Origin of the sequence: Frigidibacter sp. SD6-1, from assembly GCF_030143255.1 — a bacterium.
Lineage (GTDB): Bacteria > Pseudomonadota > Alphaproteobacteria > Rhodobacterales > Rhodobacteraceae > TMP-24.
The window spans coordinates 1-26,723 of record NZ_JARJNR010000018.1 but is presented as its reverse complement, the minus strand read 5'-3'; the positions used below and the strand labels follow the sequence as shown (position 1 = coordinate 26,723).

The following is a 26,723-nucleotide window of genomic DNA, read 5'->3' as shown; positions in this document are numbered from 1 at the left end:
CCAACAGCCGCGCTGCGCAACCTGAAAGCTCCGCGCATCTGTTGGTTGCTCCACCAGCGCCGACCGGCGTATCAACCCAAAGGACTCCGGTTCCGGCTGGGTGAAAGTTCAGTGGCAGGTCAGGGCAAACTCCAGACCGCAAAACTTGACTTTGAGACTCGCGCTGCAAATGCCTGATGATCGTCCCCGTTTGCGGTCTCCGGTCCGCCGATGAACGTGGCAAAGCCCCGGAAACCCCGGACTATTACGGCGTCAACCGTCAGACGTCTCTGTCAGGAGGAGTGGCTGGCTGGGGCGCTAGGATTCGAACCTAGGTATGTCGGTACCAAAAACCGATGCCTTACCACTTGGCGACGCCCCAACTCGGGCGGGTAAATAGCCAAGCAAGCGCGGCGCTGCAAGAGCTAAACGCGGCTTTCTTTCGATTGATGTCGGCGGGGTGCGCCTGTATCGCGGGGCGATGAAGCGGGTTGATGTTGCCATCTTGGGTGCGGGCGCGGCGGGCATGATCTGCGCGGTCGAGGCCGCGCGGCGCGGGCGCCGGGTGCTGGTGATCGACCATGCGCAGGCGCCGGGCGAGAAGATTCGCATCTCGGGCGGGGGGCGGTGCAATTTCACCAATCTCTCCATCGCGCCGGATCGGTTCCTGTCGCAAAATCCGCGTTTCGCGCTTTCCGCCCTCAGCCGGTTCGGCCCGCAGGACTTCATCGCACGCGTCGATCGGGCGGGGATCGCTTGGCATGAGAAGACACTCGGCCAGCTCTTCTGCGATGGCAGCGCCCGCCAGATCGTCGATATGCTGACCGGCCAGATGGCCGAGGCGGGGGCCGAACTGTGGATCGGCACGCAGGTGACGGACATTTCCCGCCCGGGCGCGTTTCTGCTGGCGACGGGGCGCGGTCCGGTGGTGGCCGACCGGCTGGTCGTGGCGACGGGCGGAAAGTCGATCCCCAAGATGGGGGCGACGGGTCTGGGGTATGATATCGCGCGCCGGTTCGGGCTGGCGGTGACGGAAACACGTCCGGCGCTGGTGCCGCTGACGTTCGGCGAGGCCGATCTTGCCGCCTGGAAACATCTCTCGGGCGTCTCGGTCAGCGCCCGGGTCAGCCGGGGCAAAGTAGGCTTTGCCGAGGGGTTCCTGTTCACCCATCGCGGTCTGTCCGGCCCGTCGATCCTGCAGATTTCCTCCTACTGGCGCGAGGGCGACGGGATCGAGGTGAATCTCAGCCCGGCCGCCGATATTGCGGCGGCGCTGAAGGCGGCGCGTGGCGCGGGCGGCAAGCTGCCGGTCGCGCGGGCCCTGTCGGCCCATCTGCCGGGGCGGCTGGCGGACACCGTTCTCGGCGCGCTCGGGGTCGACGGGCGTCTTGCGGACCAGTCGAATGCGGTGCTCGACCGGATCGGCGCGGCGGTGAACCGCTGGACGGTCAGGCCCCTTGGCAGCGAGGGCTACCGCACCGCCGAAGTGACGCTGGGCGGGGTGGACACGCGCGCGCTCGACGCCCGCACGATGGAGGCGCGGTCGGTTCCTGGGCTGCATTTCATCGGCGAGGTGGTGGATGTCACCGGCTGGCTCGGCGGCTACAATTTCCAGTGGGCCTGGTCATCGGGCTGGGCGGCGGGTCAGGCGGTTTGATCGCCGGACCGGGCGGCGCGTCGAGCGCGACCGCGCTCTCCTCGCCGGGGAACCCAGCGAAGAGGGACCGAAGGGGCCGATGAGCGGCCGGCCGGGCGCTTGCGTCAGACCCGGATCGGATCGGCTTTCGCGATGCGGTCGATCTGCATGAGCAGTTCGATCAGGCGTGGCATGTCCTTCAGATAGACCATGTTCGGCCCGTCCGAGAGCGAGCGTGACGGTTCCTCGTGCGTCTCGATGAAGACCCCGGCGATGCCAAGGCTGACGGCGGCGCGCGCCATGGCGGGGGCGAATTCGCGCTGGCCGCCGGTCGAGCCGCCAAGCCCGCCCGGCTGCTGCACGGAATGGGTGGCATCCATGATCACCGGATAACCCGTTTTGGCCATCGTCGGCAGCGACCGCATGTCCGCGACCAGCGTATTATAGCCGAACGAAGCGCCACGCTCGGTCAGCAGGATGCGCTCGTTGCCGGTCGAGGCGACCTTTGCGGCGACATTCTCCATGTCCCAGGGCGCCAGGAACTGGCCTTTCTTGATGTTGACCACGGCGCCCGTTTCACCCGCCGCGACCAGAAGGTCGGTCTGGCGGCAGAGGAAGGCGGGGATCTGGATCACATCGACAACCTCGGCCGCCGCCCGCGCCTGTTCGACGCCGTGAATGTCGGTCAGGACCGGCACGCCGGTCCGCGCCCGGACCTCGGCAAGGATCTTCAGCCCGGCATCGATCCCCGGCCCCCGCCCGCCCTTCAGCGACGTGCGGTTGGCCTTGTCGTAACTCGCCTTGAACACATATTGCGCGCCCGCCCTGGCGCAGGCCTCTTTCAATGTCCCGGCGATCATCAGCGCGTGATCGAGACTTTCCAGATGGCAGGGCCCACCGATCAGCGTCAGGGGCCGGTCGTTGCCCACGGTCACAGTGCCGAAGGACACGTCTTTCATTGCCGTCATGCCAGCTCCTCAGGCGGTCACCTGCTCCCGCAGGATCGAGGCGGTCAGCGACATCATCAGATAGATGCCCGCGAAGACCAGGAACGCCAGCGCCGTATCCTCGAACGCGCGCGGATAGGTCGGCTCGTCCGGGGCGACGGGCGCCACGCTCACAGACAGATAGCGGACCTGCCGGTTGGCTTCAATCCGTGCCGCTTCCTGCTGTTCCAGCGCCTTGGACAGCATCAGCTGCCGGGTCTGCAATTCGGTCTCTGCGATGCGAAGCTGGCCGGTGATCTGCGCAAGCGACAGCGTGCTGTTCTCATCCTGCGTCATCGAGGCGCGCAGACTGTCGATCTGGCCCTGAATACGCGTAATGTCGCCCTTCACCCCGTCGACACGCGCCTGATTGGGTTTGGCATTGTCGAGAAGCTGGCTCAGTTCCAGCTCCTTCAGCCGCAGCTGCCCCTCAAGCTCCGCGACCTGGCCCATCACGAGCCCGGTCTCTGCCTTCGGGTCAAGGACGCCGAGCTTCGTCTGCAGGTCGAGCACCTTCTGTTCGGCGTCCTTCACCTTCATCTCGGCATCGGCATAGCTGTCGCGAGCGCCCTTCATCTGGTCTTCGCGGACGCGGTGCGTAAGGTTGTCGACCTGCTCCTCGGCGAATGTCAGGAGCGCCTCGGAGAATTTCTGGCTGGTTGCCGGGTCGACGGCCGAGACCTCCATCTTCACGATGCCCTCGGTCGGGTCGTAGGCGATCTTCACATTGCGCTTGTAGAGCTTGTAGGCGGCCTCGTTCGTTGCGCCCGGCTCCAACCGTTGCAGCGGGTCGACGAAATCCTGCGAGAAGTGATCCTTGTAGCCAAGGCTTTCATCGAGTCGCAGCATCGCCTCGCGGGACTGCAGATAGCCCTGCACCGCGATCGCATCCTGGGAATTGGCGAAGGTCGTTCCCTTGAGAAAGCTGCTGCCGATGCCCCCCGCGCCCTCGGACTGCTGGATCTGGAATTCGGATTTCGTGGCATAGAAGGGGGTCGCGAGCTTGTAGAAGTACCAGCCCGCGAAGAAGGTCGGCAAGAAGACGAAGAAGGCAAGCCGCATCATCAGGAGCGTGAAGTTGCGCCGCCGCCGCCGCACGATGTCGCGCTGCATGTCGATGATGGCGCGGGCGCGGTCGTTCTCGCTCAGGACTTGCGTCGAAGGCAGGTTCGTCGGGCCGGCAGGCACCAGGGCCTTGCCGCCCGGCTTTTCCAGCGCAGACCCTGCCGCAGGTGCCGCCGGTGCCGCAGGTGCCGGCGGTTCGGCGCTTTCCTCGACCAGACCCAGAATATTCTCGCGCTGGAACGGGTCGATCCCCTTGCGGCGCAAGAGGAACACCGCTTCCTCGTCGCTTGTCGCGTCGATTCCATGGCGCAGCGCTATCCTGCGCGCAAGGCGCAACTGGCGCGCGCTCAGCCCTTCGGTGCGAATGGCGGCAAGGGCCGCGTCTGTGTCGGCGGGCGATGCAGGCGCCGATGCCCCCCCCCGAAGCTTGAGGCCGCCGAAGCCGTCATCTTCGGGCGCCGGCGCAAAGGGCAAGTCGGTCTGCGACGCGCCCGCAGGCGCGGGTGCAGGCGCGGGTGCAGGCGCGGGTGCGGGCGGTGCCTCGACGCGCCTGACGCGAAAGCGTGTGGCCTTAGGCGGGTTGTTCATAATGCCATCTCGCTTCTTCGAGCGTCTCATAGAAGGTCAGCCGCCCGTCCTTCAAGACCGCGCCCGACCGGCAGAACCGTTCGAGTGTCGAGACCTGGTGCGACACGACGATCACCGTCGCCTTTTCCAGCCGCTCCTTCAGGATGGATCCGGCCTTGTGGTTGAACTCCACGTCGGCGGTCGAGGGCATGCCCTCATCGATCAGATATATGTCAAACTCGAGCGCGAGCAGAAGCGAGAAGGTGAAACGCGATTTCATGCCCGCCGAATAGGTCGACAACGGCATGTCGAAATATTCCTCAAGCCCGCAGACCCAGCGGCAGAAAGCCTCGACATAATCGGGGTCGAGCCCGTAAAGGCCCGCGATGTAGCGCGCGTTTTCCCGTGCGCTGTGGCCGTTCGCCACGCCCCCCATGAAGCCCAGCGGGAACGAGACGCGGCAGGTCTTTCGCACATAACCTTCGTCAGGCTTTTCAAGCCCCGCCATCATGCTGACGATCGTCGTCTTGCCGGTTCCGTTCGCCGCGAGGATGCCAAGCGAATTGCCAAGCTCGACCTTGAACGACGCCTGGTCGAGGATGACCTTGCGTCGCTGGCCGGTCCAGAAGGACTTCGAAACATTCACAAACTCTAGCATCTTTTCCCGGGAGCCGCCCGATTCCCTTGTAACGCAGGCTGGTTAACGAGGCGATACAGCCTTTTGCGGGCATTATGATGGCAAGGCCGGGGCCGAGGCAACGGAAGGGCAGGGGAAAGGTGCGCGATTGCGCCCGCTGTCTCGTCCGGCCGCCGCACGGTCATTCGGCGATCTTTTCGATGCGCATGAGCCGCCCGGCCAGAATGGAAATCGCCGCCGCACCGAAAGAGAAAAGCGCGCCCATCTTCGCTGCATCCTGCACCGCGCCCGCCGGGAAGGCCACCGTCGCCACGAACAGCGCCACGGTAAAGCCGATGGCGGCCACGCAACCCACCACGAACAGTTCCCGCATCCCCATGCCATCGGGCAGGCCCAGCCGAAGAACCCGCACGGCAAGCCAGCCGAAAAGGAAGATGCCCACCGGCTTGCCGATGAGAAGCCCGAGAAGGACAAGCCAGGTCGGCTCCGATATCGCGCTGAACTCGACGCCCGCGTTCAGAAGGCCGAAGAAGAAAAGCACGATCTCGACCGGCACTTTCAGAGCATGTTCCATGCGGTTCAGAAGGTCGGTCAGATATTGCTCCGCCTCTGCAAAGATGCCGAAGGCGCGGTCGGCATGCGGGATCGCCGGGATGACCGGCAGAAGGCCAAGCGCCGGGTGGATGCCCGCTTCCTGGAAGCCATACCAGCTCAGCGCGCCCGCGATCGCATAGGGCCAGAAGCTCAGCCGTTTGCGCACCCAGGTCGAGCGGGGGCGCAACTGATTGCCTCGGTCGAGATGCCGGGGCAGCCAGTTGAAGAGGAAAAAGACCGCAACCGAGGCGCCAATCGACAGCAGAAGCCATGCGGGCGCAAGCTCCGCAGTCGGGTAGAAGACCGCCAGGATGATCAGCCCGCCCGCATCGTCGGCGATCGCCAGCAGCAGGAGGAAACGGATCGCGGGATGGCCCGCGCCGAAGACCATGCGGCCGACGAGGTAGGAAAAGGCGATGTCGGTGGCCGTGGGGATCGCCCAGCCGCGGCTGACCGCGTCGAAGACCCCGAGCGCTGCGGCGAGCATCAGATAGACTGCGACCGGTCCGACCATGCCGCCTGCCGTGGCAATGAGCGGGGTTACGGCCTTGCGTCCGCGCAGGCTGCCCTCTTCGAGGATCACCGCCTCCCACACTTCCTTGGCCGCGATGGCGAAGAAGAGCGCCATCAGCACGTCGTTCACCAGGAAATGCAGCGTCAGCACCCGCCGGACCGACCCGCCCTCCGGCTCGGCCTCGCCGATCAGGAAATCGTCGATCAGCACGTAATGGACCAGCGCGTGATAGCTGTGCGGATCGAGATTGGCCCAGACCAGCGCAAGCAGCGCACCGGCGATCAAGAGAAGCGAATAGGTCGAGATGTAGTTCCAGACGCGATACATGGGGCCTCCCTCGTCTACTTCCCGGAGCTTTAGGGGAAAGGGTGCCCCCCGACAACCGCGCCCGGCTGCGCCTCAGTCTGTCTGCCGCAAGGGTGGCCTGCGCGCAACGGGCGCTCCGTCAGGCAAGCACGGCTTCAGACCGCGCCATGCACCACCTCTCCGTCCACAAGCGTGGCCACCACCTGCGTGTCGCCGATGTCATGGGCCGGGCAGGTCAGGATATCGCGGTCGAGGATGATCAGATCGGCGCATTTGCCGGGCGAGAGCGTGCCGGTGTCGGCGCTGCGCCAGGCCGCTGCCGCCGCGCCGGTCGTGTAACCGGCGATCGCCTCTGCCCGGGTGATGCGCTCCTCCGGCAGGAAGGGCGGAACCTTGCCCTCGGCGACCGGCGGCTGACGCGTCACGGCGGTTTCGATGATCTGGAACGGATTGAGGGTCGAAACGCCCCAGTCGCTCGAAAGCGCCATCGCGGCACCGGCGTCGAGGAGCGACCGGAAGGCATAGATCCAGCGGCTCCGGTCGTTGCCGACCATCGGCACGGCGACATCTGTCACCGACGGCTCGCTGCGCGCCCAGAGCGGCTGGACATTCGCCATCACCCCGAGCTTGTGGAAACGCGGTATGTCGGCTGGGTCGATGAACTGGATATGGGCGATCTGGTGCAGCGACGGCCAGTCGCCGTTCACCCGCCGCGCCGCCTCGCATCCGTCGAGCGCCGCGCGGACCGCCAGATCGCCGATCGCGTGGACATGAATCTGGAACCGCGCCGCATCGAGGGCGGTAAACATCTCGTTGATCTGGCCGGGGGTGAACATCAGGGGGGCATTGCCGCCCTCGGCGTCCGAATAGGGCGCGATCATCGCCGCCGTCCGGTTCTCGATCACCCCGTCGAGGAAGAACTTCGCCGAATGAACCTTGAACCGCTCACCACCTGCACTGGCACGAAAGCCGGTCAGCCGCTCCACCGCGCCGTCTGTCGTGTCGAACGCGTTGACCAATGCCGTCGCCGCGACCCGAAGCGTCAGCTCGCCCGCCGCCTCAAGCGCGCGGTAGACGCGCACATGCCGCTCCTCGACCCTTGCGTCCAGCACCCCTGTGATGCCGTTCCGGTGGGCAAGGGCCTGCGCCCATTTCACCCCCTCGGCGAAATCGGCATCCGACGGGCGCGGCATCCGCGCCTCGGCCCACATGATGGCGTTTTCGTAAAGCATGCCGGTGGGCTCGCCATCCGCGTCACGTACGAAACTGCCGTTCTGCGGGTCGGGCGTTGCGGACGTCAGGCCGACCGCCTGACAGCCAAGGCTGTTGAGGCACGCATTATGGCCGTCGGAGGCGACGATCAGGCAGGGCCGGTCGGGCACGGCGCGGTCAAGCAGATGCCGGTCCAGATTGCCGGTATGGAAGATACCGGAATACCAGCCGGTGCCGTTCACCCATGCTCTCGCATGGGTCTTCGCGAAGGCAGCAAGGGTCGAGACGATGTCATCGGGCGTGCGTGCGTCGGTCAGGTCGGCATTCTGACTATAGTCCTGCCCGCTGTCCTGAAGATGGATATGCGTGTCCTGAAACCCGGGCAGCACCAGCCGCCCGCCTGCGTCGATCACGCGGGTGGCCCCGCTTGCCAGGGCGCGCATGTCAGCCGCCGAGCCGAGGGCCAGGATGCGCCCGTTCCGCACCGCCAGGGCCTCAGCCCGGGGGACGGCCCCATCCATCGTCATGATGCGGGCATTGATCAGGATCAGGTCGGCCGGTAGCATGGCGGGCGCCTTTCGCAGGAGGGCAGGGTGTCAGACTGGCGCCGCTTGCCACCGGCTGGCAAGTGGAATCTCCGCAACCGGAGGTTGGCCATAAATTCCCTTCTCGAAACGAAAAACCCGTGCGATCATCCCGCATTCTCAATCATCGCAGGGGCATCCAATGCAACGCGTCAAGTTCATCGACCGTATGGCGCAGGGCAAGCTATCGCGCCGGGACATGCTGCAATCGGCGGGGGCGTTCGGGGTCGGGCTGATCGCCCTGCCGCGTCTGGCGCGGGCGCAGGGCGGCCCGCTGACCTGCCTTGAATGGGGCGGCTATGACGCCGAAGAATATGTCGGCGCCTATGTGTCCAAGCATGGCGCGCTGCCCGATTTCTCGATCTTCAGCGGTGAGGAGGAGGCGCTCGCGAAGGTCCGTGCCGGATTCGCCGCCGATGTCATGCACCCCTGCAACTATTCCGTCAGCCGGTTCGTGAATGCGGGGCTGGTGACCGAGATCGACACGTCGAAACTGTCGAACTGGGCAGATGTCTTCCCGGCGCTGCAGACCGCCGAGGGCGTGGTGCAGGACGGCAAGGTGGTGATGGCCCCGGCGGACTGGGGCAATTCCTCGATCGCCTATCGCAGCGACCTGATCGATCCGGCCTTTGTCGCCGACCCGACCTGGGCGATCTTCTATGACGAGGCCTATGCGGGCAAGGTATCGATGCTCGACAACGAAGTCGCCTTCCAGATCGGTGCCATGGTGGGCGGCATGCCTTATGACGAGGCCTACAAACTTTCGGGCGCGGCACTTGAAGAAGCGGCAAAGACCTGGGGCGCGAAGGCGGTGAACGTCAGCCGCTTCCTCTGGAATGACCCGTCCGAGGTACAGCAGGCGATGGCCTCGGGCGAGATCGTCGCGGCCTATGCCTGGAACGATCTGGTGAAGAACCTCAAGGCCGAGGGCATTCCGGTCGAATATGCCAAGCCAAAGGAAGGCATGTTCACCTGGTTCTGCGGGCTGACCATGCTGAATTCCGGCAAGGCCGATCCGGCGCTGGCTTATGATTTCATCGATGCCTGGCTCAGCCCCGAGACCGGCAAATACCTGATCGAATCCTCCGGCTACGGCCATGCCAACATGAAGAGCTTTGAAGTGGCCGACCCGGCGGAGGTGGCCGCGATGGGCATTACCGACCCCGAGGCGATGATGGGCTCTTCCATCCTCTTCCGCACGCCGACCGACGAGGTACAGGTCGAACACAACCGGGTCTGGGGCGACATAAAGGCGCTGAAGATGTAAGCGCGGCAGCGCGCCATGTCTTCAGCTTCCGCACGCACGGGTCTGTCGCTGCTGTCACCGGCCTTTCTGGTGATGGCGGCGACGCTTCTGGCGCCGGTCGTGGCGCTGATCGTCATGTCCTTCTGGACCCAGTCCGGGTTCGAGATCGACCGGACCTTCACCCTTGCAAACTACGCCCGACTGGTCGAGCCGGGCGAGGGCACCGTCTGGTACGGCATCCGCTTTCCGCTCGCCTATCCGGTGCCTGCGGTCCTGATGGTGAAGTCGCTCGCGATGTCGCTGGTCGCGACCATCTGCGTGATCGGCGTCGCCTGGCCGATGGCCTATTTCCTGGCTTTCCGCGTCACCCGCTACAAGGCGATGTGGATGATCCTGCTGACCATCCCCTTCTGGACGAGCTATCTGCTTCGGGTCTTTTCCTGGAAGATCGTTCTTGGCTTCAATGGCGCGATCAACTCGGGGCTCCAGTGGCTCGGGCTCATAAAGGAACCGCTCGAATTCCTGCTCTACAATCCGCTGGCGGTGATGATCACGCTCGCCCACAGCTGGATCGCCTTCTCCGTCTTGCCGATCTATGTGAGCCTTGAAAAGATCGACCGGACGCTTCTGGAAGCCGCCTCCGACCTCGGCGACAGCCGCTGGAAACGCTTTCGCCGCATCACGCTGCCTTTGTCGATGCCCGGGACGATCGCCGCGACGCTGCTCGTCTTCATCCCAACGGTCGGGGATTATGTGACACCGACGCTTGTGGGCGGGCCGGGCGGCACGATGATCGGCAGCCTCGTCCAGCAGCTGTTCCTCAGGCAGGACAATGCGCCCCTGGGCGCGGCGATCTCCATCGTGATGATGCTGATCATCGCGGCCTTGGTCGGGCTCTTCCTCTGGCTCATCGGCTATCGCCGCATCCGGCGGAGGATCGGATGACCCGGCGCTTCGATCCGCTTCTCCTCTATGCGGTGCTGTTCGTGCTGTTCCTTTACGGACCGATGCTTCTCATGCCGCTCTTTTCGCTCAATGACGGGAATTTCGCGACCTTCCCGCTGAAGGGTTTCACGCTGCGCCACTATGGCGAGATGGCGCGAAACACCTCGATGATGACCGCGCTGAAGAATTCGCTGATCGTCGGGCTTGGCGTGTCGGTGACGGCGACCGCGCTGGCGCTGCCCGCGGCGCTTGCCCTGACGCGCTACCGCGTGCCCGCCGGTGGCGCGATCCTGTCGTTCATGATGCTGCCCCTGGTCGTGCCGTCCATCGTGCTGGCCGTCGGGCTGCTGATCGTGGTGCTCAGATTGCTTGGCCTGCCGCTCTCGCTCTGGACCGTCGCGGCGGGCCATCTGATGCTGTGCATCCCGTTCGGCATGACCGTCCTCATGTCGCGGCTAGAAGGGTTCGACAAGAGCCTCGAAGAAGCCTCGCGCGATCTGGGAGCGGGCGGGTGGAGCACCTTCCGCCGGGTGACGCTGCCTTTGGCCGCGCCCGGCGTCATCTCCAGCCTGCTTCTGTGCTTCATCATCTCCTTCGACGAATTCGTCATATCCTTCTTCCTGACCGGCACCGACAATACGCTGCCGGTCTTCCTCTTCTCGCAGCTGCGCTTCCCGAACCGCCTGCCGGGCACGCTCGCTCTCGGCTCGCTCATCCTCGTGGGATCGGCCGTGCTGGTGATCCTGGCCGAAGTCGTCCGCAAGCGCGGCGTGGCGTCCGACAATCCCGGAGATATCTGATGGACGATCCGATCATCCGCATCGACGGGGTGCAGAAGAGCTTTGGCAGTTTCACCGCGCTGAACGACATCCGTTTTGACATTCAGCGCGGCGAATTCTTCTCGCTTCTGGGCGCCTCCGGCTGCGGCAAGACGACGCTTCTTCGCATCCTTGCGGGCATCGAACAGCCGACGCACGGGCAGTTGATGATCGACGGCAAGCCGATGGCCGGTGTACCCGCCAACCGGCGGCCGACCAACATGGTCTTTCAAAGCTATGCGATCTTTCCCCATCTGACGGTGCGCGAGAACATCGGCTATGGGCTCGTCTACCAGAATCTCACGAAAGCCGAGGCGCGGGCCCGCACCGACGAGGCGATCGAACTGGTGAAGCTGACGGGTCTGGATGACCGCAGCGCCCATCAGCTGTCCGGTGGGCAGCGTCAGCGCGTGGCGCTCGCGCGCGCGCTCGTCTGTCGTCCGAAGGTTCTGTTGCTGGACGAACCGCTGTCTGCACTCGACAAGAAGCTGCGCGAGGAGATGCAGCAGGAACTGCGCAGCCTGCAGCGCACCGTCGGCATCACCTTCGTCTTCGTGACCCATGACCAGGAGGAGGCGCTGACCCTGTCGGACCGGATCGCGGTCATGTCGGGGGGGCGGGTCCTGCAGATCGACACGCCCGAGGGGCTGTACGAGCGGCCGAACTGCCTGGAAGTGGCAGAGTTTGTCGGCACAATGAACCTCTTTCCCGCCACGGTGCAGCGGATGGACGGCGGGCAGGTGATCGCCGATGGCGGCGCCCTTGGCACTCTGGTCGGCAGATCGCCCGACCGGCCGGTGGCACCCGGCGAGGCGATCCTCATCGCGGTGCGGCCGGAAAAGATCGAACTGTCCGCGTCCGGCACGACCGGGCCGAACCGCGTCGCGGGCCGGGTCGCCTCGCTCTCCTACCTCGGGGACCGCAGCCATTTTCTGGTGGCGGTCGACGGCCTGGCGGCGCCGGTCGCGGTCTATCGCTCGAACAGCGAGCGTGCGACTGCCGCTGCCGGGACCGAGGTTTGGCTGTCCTGGAGCGAGACCGACGCGCTGGTGCTGCACCGCTAAACACACGCACGGCCTCATGTTCACGCGGAATTGTCTGCGTCACAATTTCCGATTTGACCTTGCCACGGCGGCGGCGCAAGGCTCGCGTGCCGACAGGAGAAGACCATGCAGACGCGCGCGCCCCTCATCACGCCGGTCCTCATCGCCGGATGCCTCATCATCATGGTGGGCTTCGCGATCCGCGCGAGCTTTGGCGTCTTCCAGATACCGATCGCCGCCGAATTCGGCTGGGCGCGGGCGGATTTCTCGCTGGCGATCGCCATCCAGAACCTCGCCTGGGGGATAGGCCAGCCGATCTTCGGTGCGCTGGCCGAACGGTTCGGCGACCGCCGCGCCATCATCGCCGGGGCGCTCTTCTATGCTGTCGGGCTGGTGCTGTCGTCCCTTGCGGTGACGCCGGGCCAGCATCAGCTTCTGGAATTCCTTGTAGGTTTCGGCATCGCCGGAACCGGGTTCGGCGTGATCCTCGCCGTCGTGGGCCGCGCGGCGAGCGCGGAAAACCGTTCCATCGCCCTCGGCATCACCACGGCCGCCGGTTCCGCCGGGCAGGTGATCGGCGCGCCCATCGCCTCGACGCTCCTTGACCATTTCCCCTGGCAGACGGTCTTCGTGATCTTCGCCGTGGCGATCCTCGCCATCCTCGCCGTCCTGCCGATGATGCGCGCGCCTGATCGGGCGAGCCGGGCAGAGCTGGAGGAAAGCATGGGCGAAGTGCTCCTGAAAGCCTTCCGCGACCCGTCCTACACGTTCATCTTTCTTGGCTTCTTCTCCTGCGGCTATCAGCTTGCCTTCATCACCGCGCATTTCCCCGCGCTGGTGACCGAGATGTGCGCCGCGATCGACCCGTCGGGGATGCTGGCGGGCATCGGCATCAATTCGACGGCGCGGCTGGGGGCCATCGCGATTTCACTGATTGGCTTGGCCAACATCGTCGGATCGATCACGGCGGGCTGGCTCGGCAAGACCTATACGAAGAAGTATCTCCTGTCCGGCATCTATGCGGCCCGCACGGTGGTGGCGGCGCTTTTCATCATGCTGCCGATCACGCCCCTGTCGGTCGCGCTCTTCTCGGTCGCCATGGGGGCGCTCTGGCTCGCGACCGTGCCGCTGACCTCGGGCCTCGTCGCCCATATCTACGGGCTGCGCTATATGGGCACGCTCTACGGGATCGTGTTCTTCAGCCATCAGCTTGGCGGCTTCCTCGGCGTCTGGCTCGGCGGGCGGATGTATGATGCCTATGGCAGCTATACCGTCGTCTGGTGGATCGGCGTTGCGGTCGGGGCCTTTTCGGCGCTGATCCATCTGCCGATCCGGGAAAACCGGCCAGCGGCGGTTCCGGCCTGACCGGCCCATGGGGCACAGCACCGGACGCCGGCGCCACTCGCATGCTGCGAGGTCGCGCCCCTGATGCGCCTGTGGCGGTCCCGGCCCCCATCGCCCGACCCGTCATGGCCGCGCCATCCGTCCGGGACGACGGTGACGCCCGGGGCGATCAGGCCCTGACAAGCCTTCGCACTGCAGTCTTTCGCCTATCCGGACCACTCTGCCTGCGCACCCGCCCGCAACGCGGACCCTGCCCGATGCCCGCCCGCCGCGGCCATCGCCGTCACCCTGCCTACCCCGCCTCTTTCGTTCCGAAAATATCCCCGCCGGAGGCAACCCCGAGTGGCGCGGGCCCAGGCCCGCGCCGCGAGAGATATCTTGGCCGCGCCCGAAGGCGCGGCCGCAACCGGATCACGGCCGACCGGTCAAAGCCGCTCGATGGCAAGCGCGATGCCCTGCCCGCCGCCGATGCACATGGTGATCAGGCCGAAGCGCCCGCCCGTCCGCTCCAGCTCATGCATCGCCTTCACCGTGATGATCGCCCCGGTCGCCCCCACCGGATGGCCAAGCGCGATGGCGCCGCCATTGGGGTTCACCTTCGCCGGATCGAGATGAAGCTCCTTCGACACGGCCAGCGCCTGCGCGGCGAAGGCCTCGTTCGATTCGATCACGTCGAAATCCGAAACTTTCATCCCGGTCCGCGCCAGAAGGGCGCGGACGGCAGGCACCGGGCCGATCCCCATCACCTCGGGCCGCACGCCCGCGACCGCATGAGCGACGATCCGCGCGCGCGGCGTCAGGCCTGCCGCCTGCGCCGCCTCGGCCCGCGCCAGCACGACCGCGCCCGCACCATCATTGATGCCGCTCGCATTGCCCGCCGTGACCGTGCCGTCCTTCTGGAAGACCGCCTTCAGCCCGGCCAGGGCCTCCAGGCTCGTGGCCTTGGGATGCTCGTCGCGATCGAAGATCACCGGCCCCTTGCGCGAGGATATCTCGACCGGCGCGATCTCCCTCGCAAATCGCCCCTCGGCGATCGCCTTCGCCGCCCGCGCCTGGCTTTCCAGCGCGAACGCGTCCTGTGCCGCGCGGCTGATCCCGTGTTCCCGCGCTACATTCTCCGCCGTCACGCCCATATGGCCGGTGCCGAACGGGCAGGTCAGCGCGCCGGTCATCATGTCGACCGCCTTCGCATCGCCCATCTTCTGGCCCCAGCGCGCGGCCTGCAAAGCGTAGGGCGAGCGGCTCATGCATTCCGCCCCGCCCGCGAGCGCGAAATCGGCGTCTCCCAGCATCAAGGCCTGTGCGGCCGAGACGATGGCCTGCACGCCGGAGCCACAAAGCCGGTTCACGTTCATCGCGGGCGTCCCGTCGGGCACGCCCGCATTCATCGCTATCACGCGGCTCAGATACATGTCGCGCGGCTCGGTGTTGATCACATGGCCCATCACGACCGTCCCGATGCGGTCCGCCGCGACGCCCGACCGCTCCAGCGCCGCCCTGGCCGCGACCGTGCCGATGTCGATCGGCCCCATGCCCGAGAGCGCGCCGCCGAATGTGCCGATCGCGGTGCGCGCGCCGCCCAGAATCACGATATCCGTCATGGGACCCTCCTTGCCGTGTCGGCAGGAAGGTTAGGCGCTGCCGCTGACGGTGATAAGCGTAATCTCTGGCGGCTGGAAAAGACGTAGCGGCAGACCGGAATAGCCGATCCCGCCGGAAACGATCAGATGCCGCCCGCTTTCGCGCACATGGCCCCAGCCGTAGCGCCCGCCATAGCGCGACGGCGTCATCGGCCGCCAGCCGAAGAGGTTCGCCTGCCCGCCATGAGTATGGCCCGAGATCTGCAGGAAGGCGCGGGCATCGCCTTCGGCGAAATAGTCCGGCTCATGGGCAAGAAGGATCGCGGGCAGGTCCGGCTCGACATTTTCGAACGCCTCCTCGGGCCGGTGGAAACCCGGTTGCGGATTGCGGGCCAGCGGGCGCTGGCTGTCGAGACCGACAAGCCGGAATCGGCCATCGCCATGGGGCAGGGCGACCGACTCGTTCCTCAGAAGCGGGATATCATGGGCCGCCAGCGCCTCGATCACCGAATTGCGTTGAAACCGCGTGGCGCGCGACAGCGCGCAGTCGCGCCAGTCGTGATTGCCCATCACCGCGAAGCGGCCGAGCGGCGCGCGGAGGGCCGCGAGAGCGGCCATGAAATCGGCCGCCGCGATCCGCCGCCCCGGCAACTGCCGCGCGGCGATGAAATCGCCGGCCAACAGAACGAGATCCGCGCCGAGCCCGTTCACCTGTGCGACGATCCGCTCCAGTGCCGGGACAGTGACCCATGGCGCGCAGACATGCGGATCGGCGACCACCGCTATGGACAGCGGCGCAAGCGTCCAGCGCGCATCCGCGACATGATGGCGGACCAGACGGGGGCGCGCCCCGATGGTAATGGGCCGCCAGCGCGCGAAGCGCGCGTCTTGCGCACCCGCGCCGGTCACGGCGCGATCCGCACCCGTCCGCGCGGGGTGAGCTGGAATACAGCTCTTCCGTCGATCACGACCGCACTCATCGGATCGCCATAGCCCGCGCCGGTATCGAGGTTCAGCCGGTTGCCGTAGTGGATCACGCGATCGACCGGCGTATGGCCATGGACGATCAGCGCGCCATGGTCGCGCTCATCCTTCAGGAAATCGTTGCGGATCCACAGAAGATCGTCCTCGGTCTGATACCGCAGGTCAACACCCGGCCGCACGCCCGCATGCACGAAAAGGCTCGTGCCGTGCAGATGGTAGTTCTGCAGCCCGTCCAGGAAGGCCAGATGCGCCGCCGGAACCGCCGCGCGCGCATCCGCCTGCAGGTCATGCAGAAACCGCTCGCCCGCGCCCTTCACCCCGTAGGAGGCAAGCGTCGCGGCCCCGCCGAGCCGTTCGTGCAGCCAGTAAAGATCGGTCCGAAGCCGCGGGTCCTGATAGTCGGCATCATCGAGGAAACCCCGGAACATCCGGTCGTGATTGCCGCGCAGCACGATCCAGTTGGCCCCGCGCGCCCGGCCCGCGATCAGAAAGCCGATCACGCCCTTGCTGTCGGGTCCCCGGTCCACCAGATCGCCGACATGAACGACCGGCGCCTCTGCCGGGCCATGCGCCGCGCGGTCCTTCTCGATCAGTCCATGCAGGTCCTGCAGCGGGCCCAGATGGCCGTGAATGTCGCCGATGGCGTAGGTGAGCATGTGAATCGTTGCCTTGCAGGACAGGTCGCGCGGACCCTACGGGGCGCGGCGCGGGGATGCAATCGGAGGGCTGACAAATGGCCGTGCGATCACGCGTCCGGATCGGGCAGAAACCCGTAGGAATGGGTGTTGATATCACCGCTCCAGCGCCAGAGCGCCAGCAGGCCCTCCGGTCCGGTGCGGAAGGCATGCGGCATGAGGCTTGGATGATGGATCATCTCGCCCGGCCCGCGGGGGCGGCGATCCTCTCCCGCCGTCCAGTCGGCGCAGCCGGCGAGGATCACGTACGTCTCGTCCGCGTCGTGATGGTGAAGCGCATAGTAGCAGCCGGGCCGCTGATAGAAGAGGCCGAGGCGCAGGTCCGGCGCGCGGATCGGTCCGTCAGGGCCAAGCAGTTCGCTTACGGCATAGCTTGCGGCGACTTCCCCGCTCATCCGGTCGGCGACCGGATTGGTACCCCAGGGGATCAAGTCCTGCGCGGCGAGGACCGCCCTGGCGGCGGGCAGGTCAGAGGTGGAAGCCGTCCGCCGGATCAGCATGTCGAGCGGGCAGGGCCGTTGCGGTTCGGCGGCGAGCCGACCCGCGAGCAGCGCCTCTGCAGTGGCTATTGCCTCTGCGCGCCCCTCCTCGCGGTAGAGATCCGCAATCGCCGCGCGCAAAGTGTCGAGACGCTGGTCGTTGGTCATGATGCGGTCCGGGCCGATGGATCGACCCGGACTTTTGCCCCGCTTTCGTCGCGCCGCTCTGCGGGATGCGACATTGCCGGTCGCATTCGGCGCGTCAGGCGCGGTTCAGGCGACGTCGAACACCAGCGGCCGGATCTGGCTGAACTTGCCGGTGGCGGAGAGTGCTTTCAGCACGCCCTCCTTCGGGGCCTCGTCGAGATAAAGAAGTGCTATCGCATCGCCGCCCTGCGCCGCGCGGCCCAAGGTGAAGTTCGCGATGTTCATACCCGCATCGCCCAGCGTCTGGCCAAGCGTGCCGATGATGCCGGGCACGTCCTCGTTCGTGGTGTAAAGCATGTGCGCCCCGATCTCGGCATCGATATTGATGCCCTTGATCTGGATGAAGCGCGGCTTGCCGTCGGAAAAGACCGTGCCCGCGATGGAGCGTTCGCGCTTGTCGGTCACGACCGTCAGCTTCATGTAGCCGTCGAAGACCCCGCCCTTCTCCTGCCGGGTGGTGGCGATCTGCACGCCGCGTTCCTTGGCGATGACCGGCGCCGAGACGAGGTTCACGTCGGGGTTCGTCACTTTCATGATCCCCGCGATCGCCGCGCAGTTCAGGGCCGCGAGGTTCATGTGGCTGACCGTGCCGTCGTACAGCACGTTGATTGCCTTGATCGGCTCTTCCGTCAGCTGGCCCGCGAAGGCGCCGAGATGACCCGCAAGCTTGATCCACGGGCCCATGACAGCCGCTTCCTCGGCGGTGACCGACGGCATGTTGAGCGCGTTCTGCACCGCGCCGGTCAGCAGATAGTCCGACATCTGCTCGGCCACCTGCAGGGCGACGTTTTCCTGCGCCTCGGTCGTGGAGGCGCCGAGATGCGGGGTGCAGACCACGTTCGGCAGGGCGAAAAGCGGGCTTTCGGTGGCGGGTTCCGTCTCGAACACATCCAGAGCCGCGCCTGCGACATGGCCCGACGTCAGCGCGTCATAGAGCGCCGCCTCGTCGATCAGGCCGCCCCGCGCGCAGTTGATGATGCGGACACCCTTCTTTGTCTTGGCGAGCGCTTCGCGGCTGAGGATGTTGCGGGTCTTGTCGGTCAGGGGGACATGAAGCGTGATGAAATCGGCGCGCGCCAGCAGCTCGTCCAATTCCACTTTGGTCACGCCGATCTGCTTGGCGCGCTCCTCCGACAGGAACGGGTCATAGGCCACGACCTTCATGTGCAGGCCAAGCGCTCGGTCGCAGACGATGGCGCCGATATTGCCCGCCCCGATGACGCCGAGCGTCTTGTTGAACAGCTCCACCCCCATGAAACGGCTCTTTTCCCACTTGCCGGTCTTGGTCGAAACCGAGGCCTCGGGCAGGTCGCGCGCGATGGCGAACATCATGGCAATGGCATGTTCGGCAGTCGTCACCGAATTGCCGAAGGGCGTGTTCATCACGATCACGCCGCGTTTCGAGGCGGCAGGGATATCGACATTGTCAACGCCGATCCCGGCGCGTCCGATCACCTTCAGGTTGGCGGCGGCGGCCAGAACCTTGTCGCTGACCTTGGTGGCCGAGCGGATGGCGAGGCCGTCATACTGGCCGATGATTTCGAGGAGCTTTTCCTTGTCCTTGCCGAGGTCGGGCAGGTAATCGACCTCGACCCCCCGGTCGCGGAAGATCTGGACGGCGGTCTCGGAAAGCTTGTCGGAAACGAGAACTCTGGGTGCCATTCTGGGCTCCTTCATGAGGATGTTTCGAGTTGCCCGTCCCGGACTTGATCCGGGACCTCGGCTTTGGCTAGGGGGAGGCCCCGGATCAAGTCCGGGGCGGGGGGCTCAGGCCGGTACCGTCTGCGCCAAGATTTCGGCCCGGTAGGCCCATTCGATCCAGGGCATCAGGGTGGCGACATCCGCGGTCTCGACCGTCGCCCCGCACCAGATGCGCAGACCGGCGGGCGCGTCGCGATAGGCGCCGACGTCCAGCGCCACGCCTTCCTTTTCCAGCCGTTTCGCGACCGCCTTGGCGAAGGCTGCACCATCCTTGATGCGCGGGTCGGTGAACTTCAGGCAGACCGAGGTGGTCGAGCCCGTCGCCGGATCCTCGGCCAGATCGGCGATCCAGTCCTTGCCGGCGATGAAGCTCCGCACCGCGCGCGCATTTGCCTCGCAGCGCGCGACCAGCGCCTTCAGACCGCCAAGGCCCTTGGCCCATTTCAGCGTGACGAGATAATCCTCGACCGCCAGCATCGACGGCGTATTGATCGTCTCGCCCTCGAAAATCCCCTCGATCAGCTTGCCGCCCTTGGTCAGCCGGAAAATCTTCGGCATCGGCCAGGCAGGCGTATGGCTTTCCAGCCGTTCGACCGCGCGGGGTGAGAGGATCAGCATGCCATGCGCGCCCTCGCCCCCCAGCACCTTCTGCCAGCTGAAGGTCACGACATCGAGCTTGTCGAAAGGCAGCTCCATCGCGAAGGCGGCAGACGTCGCGTCGCAGATCGTCAGGCCCTTGCGGTCTGAAGGGATCGCGTCGCCATTCGGCACCCGTACTCCGCTGGTCGTGCCGTTCCAGGTGAAGACCACGTCGCGGTCGAAATCGACGGTGGCGAAATCGACGATCCGGCCATAATCGGCCTTCCTGACCGTCGCGTCCAGTTTCAGCTGCTTGACGATATCGGTTGCCCAGCCCTCGCCGAAGCTTTCCCAGGCCAGGACCTCGACGCCGCGCGGGCCGAGAAGCGACCAGAGCGCCATTTCCACGGCCCCGGTGTCAGAGGCGGGAACGATGCCGATGCGGTAGCCCGCGGGCACCTCAAGCACCTCGCGGGTCAGATCGATGGCTTCTTTCAGCTTGGCCTTGCCGACGGCAGCGCGATGCGAGCGGCCAAGGGGCGCGTCTGCAAGCATGTCGAGGGAAAAGCCGGGGATCTTGGCACAGGGGCCAGAGGAGAAGCGCGCGTTGACCGGGCGTACAGCCGGTTTCGTCAGGTCCGTCATGGTATCCTTCCAGATATATGCCCTTCGTTGGGGAAGGGTGTCCCGCCGCCACGCTTACTTGGGGTCAGGGACGGACACAAGCGGATTTTTGTCGCATTCCGCCGCTTGGGATGCGGAAAGCGACATGTTCAGATTGTCCGGGTGCGGATCGGCGCTGGCATCTACCCTGACGTCATGCTTTACCGCTCGCGGAACGATCAGCTTGGAATGCGCATGTTCACCGCCACGCTTCTTGCCAGCCCCGCCCGCGCCGACCTTGATCGGACGACCGTGGAATCGTTGCGGGACGCCTGGGGCGGCGGGCATGCCGTCTGGCTCAACCCCGGCGTTGCGGCCGAATTTGCCCTTCCGCTGGTCCCCGACAACCGCTGGCAGGTCTGGGAAGGGCTGCAGGGCATCGGCATCGACCTCGTGGTGCAACGAACCGAAGGACGGCGGAAGAAGATGCTGCTTGCCGACATGGATTCGACCATGATCGGTCAGGAATGTATCGATGAACTCGGCGCCAAGGCCGGGTTCGGCGAACGGATCGCGGCGATCACCGCGCGGGCGATGAATGGCGAGCTGAACTTCGACGAAGCGCTGATCGAGCGGGTCGGGCTGATGAAGGGCCTGCCCACATCGGTCATAGCGGAGGTCCTGGCGGAACGGATCACCTACACGCCCGGCGGCGCCACGCTGATCGCGACGATGAAGCGCGATGGCGGCTATGCGGCGCTGGTGTCGGGCGGCTTCACCGCCTTCACCGGCCCGGTCGCGGCGCATCTTGGGTTCGACGAGAACCGGGCGAATGTGCTGCTGGAGGACGGCGGCCGTCTGACCGGCGACGTCGCGCGGCCGATCCTGGGGCGCGAGGCGAAGGTTGAGGCCTTGCACGAGATTTCCGCGCGCCTCGGCCTGACACCGGACGATGTCATCGCGGTCGGCGACGGGGCCAATGACCTTGGCATGCTGGGGATAGCGGGCTCGGGCGTGGCGTTGCATGCCAAGCCCTCGGTCGCGGCCGAATGCGATATCCGCATCAACCACGGCGACCTGACGGCGCTTCTCTACATTCAGGGCTATGCGGCGGCCGAGTTCGCCTGACGCGCGCCCCGGGGGCTGGAGAGATCATGTTCGAAGTCACGCTGACGATCGCGCTTCTTCTTCTGGTGGCGGCCTTCTTCGCCGGACTGATCGATTCGATCGCCGGGGGCGGGGGGCTGATCACGGTGCCCGCGCTCATGCTGGCCGGTATCCCGCCGGTGCAGGCACTGGCGACGAACAAGGTGCAGGGCGCCTTCGGGGCGGGGACGGCGGCGCTTGCCTATGCGCGCAAGGGCCATGTCGATCTGCGTGCGCAACTGCTGCCTGCGCTTCTCTCTTTTGCCGCCGCCTTCGTGGGCTCCCGCCTTGTCCCGTATATCCCGACCGAGGCCTTCCGGCTGATCCTGCCGGTGATCCTGATCGGGGTCGCGGCCTTCTTCGCGCTGAAGCCGGGTCTGAGCGATGCCGACCGCCACCGGCGGCTGTCGCCCGCCCTCTTCACCGCGTTCTTCGTGCCGCTGATCGCGCTTTATGACGGGCTGGTCGGCCCGGGGACCGGATCGTTCTTCATGATCGGGTTCGTGCTTCTGGCGGGCTACGGCGTGCTGAAGGGCACGGCGCATACCAAGCTTCTGAACTTCGCCTCGAATGTCGGCTCTCTCGCCGCCTTTGCGCTTCTCGGCGCGCCACTCTGGAAGCTGGGCCTCGCCATGGGCCTCGCCCAGATCGCGGGCGCGCAGGTCGGCGCGCATCTGGCGATGCGAAACGGGGCGGGGCTGATCAAGCCGCTTCTGGTCGTGACCTCGACGGCGATGGCGCTGAGGCTCATCTGGCAGATGCTGTGATCCACAGCTTTGCCCCGGGGCGCGGGCCGAATGATGCAAGGCGGCGCCGACTATGCGGGGGGATGCTCTCATTTCGCCAAAGCAGGAGCCGCAAGCACCCGTCCGCAAGCAAGAGCGCCCCATCCCCCGCGTCTTCGAAATACTGCTCCAGAAGCTCAAGCCTGGTATCGGGTAAGAGTACTTCGACATCTGCAAGCCATGAGCGTTCCGCTGCATGAGAAGAACGGGATCGATGTGGTTTGGCCTGGCCGAAGCGCCGCTGAAGCCGCGATCTGTCGGGACAAGTGTCGGGACGGACGCCATACGCTGTCGGGACGGATGCAGGACGGATGCCAGACGCCGGGAGCGGCGCCGAGGCCGCCCCTCAGCCCCCCGCATGGAAGAAATCATAGACAGTCTGCGCCATCGTCTCCGATATGCCTTCGACCGCCTTCAGATCGGCCAGTCCCGCCCGGCTGACCGCCTTGGCCGAGCCGAAATGGGCAAGCAGCGCCCGCTTGCGGGCGGCGCCGATACCGGGGATGTCGTCCAAGGGGGTCGCCCCCACCGCCTTGGCGCGTTTGGCCCGATGGGCGCCAATGGCCCAGCGGTGCGCCTCGTCCCTAAGTCGTTGAATGAAATAGAGAACCGGCGAATTGTGCGGCAGCGCGAAGGGTCTCTCGCCCGGGCGGTGGAACTCCTCCTTCCCCAGATCGCGGTCGATGCCCTTGGCCACGCCGATGAAGGGCACGTCCTCGATGCCGAGATCCTCGAGTATCCCCGCCACCGCCGAGACCTGCCCCGCGCCGCCGTCGATCAGAAGAAGGTCGGGCCAGGCGTCCGACTGCCGGTCGGGGTCTTCCTTCAGCAGCCGCTCGAACCGCCGGGTCAGCACCTCCTTCATCATGCCGAAATCGTCGCTGTTCGCCCCCGCCTCCGACCGGATATTGAACTTGCGGTACTGGCTTTTGACGAACCCCTCCGGCCCCGCGACCACCATGCCGCCCACGGCATTCGTGCCCTGGATATGGGAATTGTCATAGATCTCAATCCGTTGCGGGGGGGCCTCCAGATCGAAGGCTTCGGCCAAGGCCTCCAGCAGTTTCGACTGCGCCGCCGTCTCGCTCATCTTGCGGCCAAGGCTTTCGCGGGCGTTGCGGGCGGCGTTTTCCACCAGTTCCGCCTTCTCGCCCCGCTGCGGAACGGCAAGTTCAACCTTGCGCCCCGCCCGGTCTGACAGAAGCTGGACCATCAGGTCCGCGTCCTCGATCGGATGCGACAGAAGGATCAGGCGCGGCGGTTCCTTGTTATCGTAGAACTGGCCAAGGAAGGCCTCCAGCACCTCCGCCTCGCCCGCGCCCGCCCCGGTCCTGGGGTAGAAGTCGCGGTTGCCCCAGCTCTGATTGGCGCGGATGAAGAAGACCTGAACGCAGGCCTGCCCGCCATCCATATGCAGCGCGATCACGTCGGCCTCGGTCACGCCGCGCGGATTGATGCCTTGCGCCTGCTGGACCTGCGTCAGCGCCCTGATCCGGTCGCGCAGCGCCGCCGCGCGTTCATATTCCATCGCCTCCGCCGCCGCCGCCATGTCGGCGGCCAGCTTTTCCTGCACCGCCGTCGTCCGCCCCTGCAGGAAACGTTCGGCATCACCCACCAGCGCGCCATAATCGGCCTCGGAGATCAGCCCGGTACAGGGCGCCGAACAGCGCTTGATCTGATAGAGGAGGCACGGCCGGGTGCGCGAGGCGAACATCGCATCCGAGCAATTGCGCAAAAGAAAGACCTTCTGCAGCTGGTTCAGTGTCCGGTTCACCGCCATGGCGCTGGCAAACGGGCCGTAATAATCACCCTTCTCGGTCTTTGCCCCGCGGTGTTTCTTGATCTGCGGAAAGGCGCTTTCGCGGCTGACGAGGATATTCGGGAACGACTTGTCATCGCGCAGGAGCACATTGAAATGTGGCTTCAGCTGCTTGATCAGGTTCTGTTCAAGCAGCAGCGCCTCGGTTTCCGTCCGCGTCGTCAGGAACATCATCGAGGCGGTCTGGTCGATCATCCGCGCGATGCGGGCGCTGTGGCCGCCCGGCCGCGCATAGTTCGAAACGCGGGCCTTGAGGTTCCGCGCCTTGCCGACATAAAGCACCCGCGCCTCGGCATCGAGCATGCGGTAGACACCCGGCTGGCCCGACAGAAGCCGCAGGTAGGACTGGATGACCGCATGTCCGGTCCGGGGCTTGTCGCTCTTGGTCATGGCCTTCCGACGGGTGGCTGAAAACAGGCGCCGATTCTCCTCAAGCGCTGCAATCTTATTCGCGCCTACGCAAGTGAAAACCTGTCCACGGAATATGTGGATAAGTCTGGTGAAAAGAATTGGCGCGCGGGAAATTTTCGTTGAATCGGGGCGGGTTCCTTGTTTTGCCTAAAAATTAGGCGGTTTCGCAGTGAATTGATTCTAAACGATATTTTTTGCGATATCCGGTAAGGTCCTGAAAATATTGGCAGATTTGTAACGCCTTTGTGACCGATTGGTCGAAAGTGGAAAAGTTAACGCAACCTGCCGCTGAGGAAGGCCCTAAACCGCCCTTGGGCCAGCTCAGCCGGGCGCTGAATGGCCAATGATATCGGGGGTTTTCCAGGCGAGATGCTGGCCGCCATCGACGCACAGAAGCTGCCCGGTGACGGCGGGCGCATCGAGGAAATACCCGAGCGCCGCAGTGATATCGGCGGCATTGGCGCCACGTTCCAGCGGCGAGGCGGCGCGCTGCAGATCGAACTGCGCCTCGCTTTGATGCTCGCCCTTCAGCGTCGAACCGGGGCCGATGGCATTGACCCTTATATCCGGCGCCAGCGCCCGCGCCGCCGTCTGCGTGAAAGCCCAAAGACCCATCTTGGCGATCGTGTAGGTCATGAATTCCGGCGTCAGCTTCCGCACCCGCTGATCCAGCATGTTGACGACAAGTCCCCGGGCAAGCGCGCCGTCCACGCTGCGGTCGGCCCTGGGGCATTGCGCGGCGAAATGCTGGGTCAGAACGAAAGGCGCGCGCAGGTTGCTGCCGATATTGCGGTCCCAGCTTTGGCGGCTGGCAGTGCGGATATTGTCGTAATCGAAGGTCGAGGCATTGTTCACCAGCACGGTGAGCGGACCGCCCAGCGCCTCCGCCGCGCGCGCGACGAGTGCATCGGTCTGATCTTCCTTCAGCAAATCAGCTTGCAGCGCCACCGCGCGGACACCGAAGGCGCGCGCCGCCCCGGCCGCCGCCTCGGCCGCGTCAGCCGACGTCGCATAATGGATTGCCACATCAAATCCGCGCCCTGCGAGATAAAGCGCCATCTCGCGGCCAAGGCGCCGGGCCGCCCCGGTGACAAGCGCGCGCTTCATGCCTGCCCCTTCGGGCAGCCGCAAGGATGGGGCCTGCCGCAATGGGCGCAATAGCGGCCGATGCGTCGCTGTGCAGAGAACCGGCCCCACATCGCCAGAACCGCCATGCCGATCAGGAAAAGGACGACGACCTTCGACAGCATGTCAGAGCCCGTAGCGCGCCCAGAGGGCCCGCTCCTCGATCTCTTCGACCATCCCGCTCAGGAGACGACCGGAAAAGCGCTGCAGGAACGGCTTCTTCACCCCATGCGGCACGAGCCTGACCTTGTCGCCGTAAAGCGCCTTCAGCTTCGGCACCAGATGGCCGGTCCCGTCGGCGAGGCCCACCTCCACTGCCTGCGCACCCACCCAGATATCGCCGGTGAAAAGATCGCGGTCGGCGGCCAGCCGCGCCCCGCGGCACGCGCGCACATGGTCCTTGAAGCCCTCATGGATCGGTTCCAGCACCCGGCGCAGCCTGTCCACGTCCTCAGGCCTCTCGGGGCGGAACGGGTCGAGGAAGCTCTTCGATGCGCCCGCCGTATGCACGCGGCGTTCGATCCCGTGATGCTTCAGAAATTCGGGGAAGCCGAAACTTGCCGAGATCACGCCGATGGACCCCACCACCGACGAAGGATCGACCCAGATGTCGTCGGCCGCGCAGGCGAGCCAATAGCCGCCCGAGGCCGCCACATCCTCGACAAAGGCGTGGACGGGGATCTTCCTTTCTTCCGCCAGACGGCGGATGCGCGCGGCGATCAGCGACGATTGCACCGGCGAGCCGCCGGGCGAGTTGATCACCAGCGCCACGGCACGCGGCTTGCCCTTGCGGAAGGCCCTCTCGATCACCGGTGCAAGGGCTGCATCATTCAGCCCGCCGCCCATGCGGCTACCGGCCGAGATGGCGCCCTGCAGGCGGATGACCGCGACGGTCGGCGGGGATTTCACGAAGGGGATGAAACGGCGCATGGGCGAGATGTAGGCCGGATGCGGCCCCGGGGCAAGGATGCGAGGGACGCTGTCCCTCGCGCTCCCTGAAGTATTTGGACAAAGAAGAAGACGATATCTTCTTCTTTGCCGAAATACTCTCGGGGGGTGAGGGGGGCTGACAGGGGAATCGCATTTGAGAAATATCTCTGGCGGTGAGGGGTGATATGGATTCTTTGGAGGGC

General features: G+C 65.6%; 23 protein-coding genes and 1 tRNA gene. 8 read left to right on the top strand and 16 right to left on the bottom strand.

Features of this window, described 5'->3' with window-relative positions; translation table 11 throughout:
• Positions 1-286: 286 nt before the first annotated feature.
• Positions 287-361, bottom strand: a tRNA-Gln gene (locus P0645_RS18970).
• A 99-nt stretch (positions 362-460) separates the two neighbouring features.
• On the opposite strand from P0645_RS18970, the gene P0645_RS18965 reads away from it, so the two are divergent.
• Entirely contained in the window at positions 461-1,636 is a 1,176-nt protein-coding gene (locus P0645_RS18965) for a BaiN/RdsA family NAD(P)/FAD-dependent oxidoreductase (RefSeq protein ID WP_284166115.1), read from the top strand.
• A 104-nt stretch (positions 1,637-1,740) separates the two neighbouring features.
• On the opposite strand, the gene kdsA is transcribed toward P0645_RS18965, so the two are convergent.
• The 5 genes from kdsA to P0645_RS18940 all read right to left on the bottom strand — a co-directional run bounded on the left by kdsA (position 1,741) and on the right by P0645_RS18940 (position 8,062).
• On the bottom strand, positions 1,741-2,574 hold the full coding sequence (gene kdsA / locus P0645_RS18960) for a 3-deoxy-8-phosphooctulonate synthase (RefSeq protein WP_284166117.1): 834 nt from the start codon (positions 2,572-2,574) through the stop codon (positions 1,741-1,743).
• A gap of 18 nt (positions 2,575-2,592) precedes the next feature.
• Positions 2,593-4,254: a KpsE/RkpR family capsule polysaccharide export protein gene (locus P0645_RS18955; protein ID WP_284166114.1), complete on the bottom strand. Its 1,662-nt coding sequence runs from the start codon at positions 4,252-4,254 to the stop codon at positions 2,593-2,595.
• Positions 4,238-4,891 (bottom strand): ABC transporter ATP-binding protein, encoded by a 654-nt coding sequence (locus P0645_RS18950; RefSeq protein WP_284166113.1) that lies wholly within the window; start codon positions 4,889-4,891, stop codon positions 4,238-4,240. The genes P0645_RS18955 and P0645_RS18950 overlap by 17 nt, the downstream gene beginning before the upstream one ends.
• A gap of 160 nt (positions 4,892-5,051) precedes the next feature.
• On the bottom strand, positions 5,052-6,305 hold the full coding sequence (locus P0645_RS18945; RefSeq protein WP_284166112.1) for a Na+/H+ antiporter NhaA: 1,254 nt from the start codon (positions 6,303-6,305) through the stop codon (positions 5,052-5,054).
• A gap of 134 nt (positions 6,306-6,439) precedes the next feature.
• Positions 6,440-8,062, bottom strand: coding sequence for an amidohydrolase (locus P0645_RS18940; protein WP_284166111.1), 1,623 nt, complete (start codon positions 8,060-8,062; stop codon positions 6,440-6,442).
• A 160-nt stretch (positions 8,063-8,222) separates the two neighbouring features.
• On the opposite strand from P0645_RS18940, the gene P0645_RS18935 reads away from it, so the two are divergent.
• The 5 genes from P0645_RS18935 (at position 8,223) to P0645_RS18915 (ending at position 13,497) form a co-directional block, all read left to right on the top strand.
• A complete protein-coding gene (locus tag P0645_RS18935; protein ID WP_284166110.1) occupies positions 8,223-9,347 on the top strand; it encodes an ABC transporter substrate-binding protein in 1,125 nt (374 codons plus the stop codon).
• Positions 9,348-9,362: 15 nt separating this feature from the next.
• The gene (locus P0645_RS18930) at positions 9,363-10,271 is read left to right on the top strand and encodes an ABC transporter permease (RefSeq protein WP_284166109.1); all 909 of its coding nucleotides are present in this window, start codon (positions 9,363-9,365) and stop codon (positions 10,269-10,271) included.
• Positions 10,268-11,071 (top strand): ABC transporter permease, encoded by an 804-nt coding sequence (locus P0645_RS18925; protein WP_284166108.1) that lies wholly within the window; start codon positions 10,268-10,270, stop codon positions 11,069-11,071. The genes P0645_RS18930 and P0645_RS18925 overlap by 4 nt, the downstream gene beginning before the upstream one ends.
• On the top strand, positions 11,071-12,153 hold the full coding sequence (locus P0645_RS18920) for an ABC transporter ATP-binding protein (protein ID WP_284166107.1): 1,083 nt from the start codon (positions 11,071-11,073) through the stop codon (positions 12,151-12,153). Before P0645_RS18925 ends, P0645_RS18920 begins: the two co-directional genes overlap by 1 nt.
• A gap of 105 nt (positions 12,154-12,258) precedes the next feature.
• A complete protein-coding gene (locus tag P0645_RS18915; RefSeq protein WP_284166106.1) occupies positions 12,259-13,497 on the top strand; it encodes an MFS transporter in 1,239 nt (412 codons plus the stop codon).
• Positions 13,498-13,901: 404 nt separating this feature from the next.
• Here the strand turns inward: P0645_RS18915 and P0645_RS18910 are convergent, their stop codons facing one another.
• From P0645_RS18910 to P0645_RS18885, 6 genes are all read right to left on the bottom strand, one after another.
• Complete coding sequence (locus P0645_RS18910; protein WP_284166105.1) at positions 13,902-15,077, bottom strand: acetyl-CoA C-acyltransferase family protein; 1,176 nt, start codon at positions 15,075-15,077, stop codon at positions 13,902-13,904.
• A gap of 30 nt (positions 15,078-15,107) precedes the next feature.
• Positions 15,108-15,965 carry a metallophosphoesterase gene (locus P0645_RS18905; RefSeq protein ID WP_284166104.1) on the bottom strand — a complete coding sequence of 286 codons (858 nt, stop codon included), beginning with the start codon at positions 15,963-15,965 and terminating at the stop codon, positions 15,108-15,110.
• Complete coding sequence (locus tag P0645_RS18900; protein ID WP_284166103.1) at positions 15,962-16,696, bottom strand: metallophosphoesterase; 735 nt, start codon at positions 16,694-16,696, stop codon at positions 15,962-15,964. The genes P0645_RS18905 and P0645_RS18900 overlap by 4 nt, the downstream gene beginning before the upstream one ends.
• Positions 16,697-16,785: 89 nt before the next feature.
• Positions 16,786-17,382, bottom strand: coding sequence for a dimethylsulfonioproprionate lyase family protein (locus tag P0645_RS18895; RefSeq protein WP_284166102.1), 597 nt, complete (start codon positions 17,380-17,382; stop codon positions 16,786-16,788).
• A 105-nt stretch (positions 17,383-17,487) separates the two neighbouring features.
• A complete protein-coding gene (gene serA, locus P0645_RS18890; RefSeq protein ID WP_284166101.1) occupies positions 17,488-19,083 on the bottom strand; it encodes a phosphoglycerate dehydrogenase in 1,596 nt (531 codons plus the stop codon).
• A 105-nt stretch (positions 19,084-19,188) separates the two neighbouring features.
• Entirely contained in the window at positions 19,189-20,346 is a 1,158-nt protein-coding gene (locus P0645_RS18885) for a phosphoserine transaminase (protein WP_284166100.1), read from the bottom strand.
• A 213-nt stretch (positions 20,347-20,559) separates the two neighbouring features.
• Between P0645_RS18885 and serB the strand changes: the two genes are divergently transcribed.
• Together serB and P0645_RS18875 are read left to right on the top strand one after the other, a co-directional pair.
• Positions 20,560-21,432, top strand: a complete 873-nt coding sequence (gene serB, locus P0645_RS18880) for a phosphoserine phosphatase SerB (RefSeq protein ID WP_284166116.1) — start codon at positions 20,560-20,562, stop codon at positions 21,430-21,432.
• A 26-nt stretch (positions 21,433-21,458) separates the two neighbouring features.
• A complete protein-coding gene (locus P0645_RS18875) occupies positions 21,459-22,217 on the top strand; it encodes a TSUP family transporter (RefSeq protein WP_284166099.1) in 759 nt (252 codons plus the stop codon).
• Between the two features lie 364 nt (positions 22,218-22,581).
• On the opposite strand, the gene uvrC is transcribed toward P0645_RS18875, so the two are convergent.
• The 4 genes from uvrC to P0645_RS18855 form a co-directional block, all read right to left on the bottom strand.
• Entirely contained in the window at positions 22,582-24,444 is a 1,863-nt protein-coding gene (uvrC, locus tag P0645_RS18870; RefSeq protein ID WP_284166098.1) for an excinuclease ABC subunit UvrC, read from the bottom strand.
• A gap of 342 nt (positions 24,445-24,786) precedes the next feature.
• Positions 24,787-25,572, bottom strand: a complete 786-nt coding sequence (locus P0645_RS18865; RefSeq protein ID WP_284166097.1) for an SDR family oxidoreductase — start codon at positions 25,570-25,572, stop codon at positions 24,787-24,789.
• On the bottom strand, positions 25,569-25,715 hold the full coding sequence (locus tag P0645_RS18860; protein ID WP_284166096.1) for a hypothetical protein: 147 nt from the start codon (positions 25,713-25,715) through the stop codon (positions 25,569-25,571). The genes P0645_RS18865 and P0645_RS18860 overlap by 4 nt, the downstream gene beginning before the upstream one ends.
• Before the next feature lies 1 nt (position 25,716).
• Positions 25,717-26,520, bottom strand: a complete 804-nt coding sequence (locus P0645_RS18855; protein ID WP_284166095.1) for a S49 family peptidase — start codon at positions 26,518-26,520, stop codon at positions 25,717-25,719.
• Between the last annotated feature and the right edge of the window lie 203 nt (positions 26,521-26,723).

Bases quoted from the DNA above. Each gene is read 5' to 3' on its own strand.
- P0645_RS18965 (WP_284166115.1), top strand. From the start codon at position 461: ATGAAGCGGGTTGATGTTGCCATCTTGGGTGCGGGCGCGGCGGGCATG.
- kdsA (WP_284166117.1), bottom strand. From the start codon at position 2,574: ATGAAAGACGTGTCCTTCGGCACTGTGACCGTGGGCAACGACCGGCCC.
- P0645_RS18955 (WP_284166114.1), bottom strand. From the start codon at position 4,254: ATGAACAACCCGCCTAAGGCCACACGCTTTCGCGTCAGGCGCGTCGAG.
- P0645_RS18950 (WP_284166113.1), bottom strand. From the start codon at position 4,891: ATGCTAGAGTTTGTGAATGTTTCGAAGTCCTTCTGGACCGGCCAGCGA.
- P0645_RS18945 (WP_284166112.1), bottom strand. From the start codon at position 6,305: ATGTATCGCGTCTGGAACTACATCTCGACCTATTCGCTTCTCTTGATC.
- P0645_RS18940 (WP_284166111.1), bottom strand. From the start codon at position 8,062: ATGCTACCGGCCGACCTGATCCTGATCAATGCCCGCATCATGACGATG.
- P0645_RS18935 (WP_284166110.1), top strand. From the start codon at position 8,223: ATGCAACGCGTCAAGTTCATCGACCGTATGGCGCAGGGCAAGCTATCG.
- P0645_RS18930 (WP_284166109.1), top strand. From the start codon at position 9,363: ATGTCTTCAGCTTCCGCACGCACGGGTCTGTCGCTGCTGTCACCGGCC.
- P0645_RS18925 (WP_284166108.1), top strand. From the start codon at position 10,268: ATGACCCGGCGCTTCGATCCGCTTCTCCTCTATGCGGTGCTGTTCGTG.
- P0645_RS18920 (WP_284166107.1), top strand. From the start codon at position 11,071: ATGGACGATCCGATCATCCGCATCGACGGGGTGCAGAAGAGCTTTGGC.
- P0645_RS18915 (WP_284166106.1), top strand. From the start codon at position 12,259: ATGCAGACGCGCGCGCCCCTCATCACGCCGGTCCTCATCGCCGGATGC.
- P0645_RS18910 (WP_284166105.1), bottom strand. From the start codon at position 15,077: ATGACGGATATCGTGATTCTGGGCGGCGCGCGCACCGCGATCGGCACA.
- P0645_RS18900 (WP_284166103.1), bottom strand. From the start codon at position 16,696: ATGCTCACCTACGCCATCGGCGACATTCACGGCCATCTGGGCCCGCTG.
- P0645_RS18895 (WP_284166102.1), bottom strand. From the start codon at position 17,382: ATGACCAACGACCAGCGTCTCGACACTTTGCGCGCGGCGATTGCGGAT.
- serA (WP_284166101.1), bottom strand. From the start codon at position 19,083: ATGGCACCCAGAGTTCTCGTTTCCGACAAGCTTTCCGAGACCGCCGTC.
- P0645_RS18885 (WP_284166100.1), bottom strand. From the start codon at position 20,346: ATGACGGACCTGACGAAACCGGCTGTACGCCCGGTCAACGCGCGCTTC.
- serB (WP_284166116.1), top strand. From the start codon at position 20,560: ATGTTCACCGCCACGCTTCTTGCCAGCCCCGCCCGCGCCGACCTTGAT.
- P0645_RS18875 (WP_284166099.1), top strand. From the start codon at position 21,459: ATGTTCGAAGTCACGCTGACGATCGCGCTTCTTCTTCTGGTGGCGGCC.
- uvrC (WP_284166098.1), bottom strand. From the start codon at position 24,444: ATGACCAAGAGCGACAAGCCCCGGACCGGACATGCGGTCATCCAGTCC.
- P0645_RS18865 (WP_284166097.1), bottom strand. From the start codon at position 25,572: ATGAAGCGCGCGCTTGTCACCGGGGCGGCCCGGCGCCTTGGCCGCGAG.
- P0645_RS18860 (WP_284166096.1), bottom strand. From the start codon at position 25,715: ATGCTGTCGAAGGTCGTCGTCCTTTTCCTGATCGGCATGGCGGTTCTG.
- P0645_RS18855 (WP_284166095.1), bottom strand. From the start codon at position 26,520: ATGCGCCGTTTCATCCCCTTCGTGAAATCCCCGCCGACCGTCGCGGTC.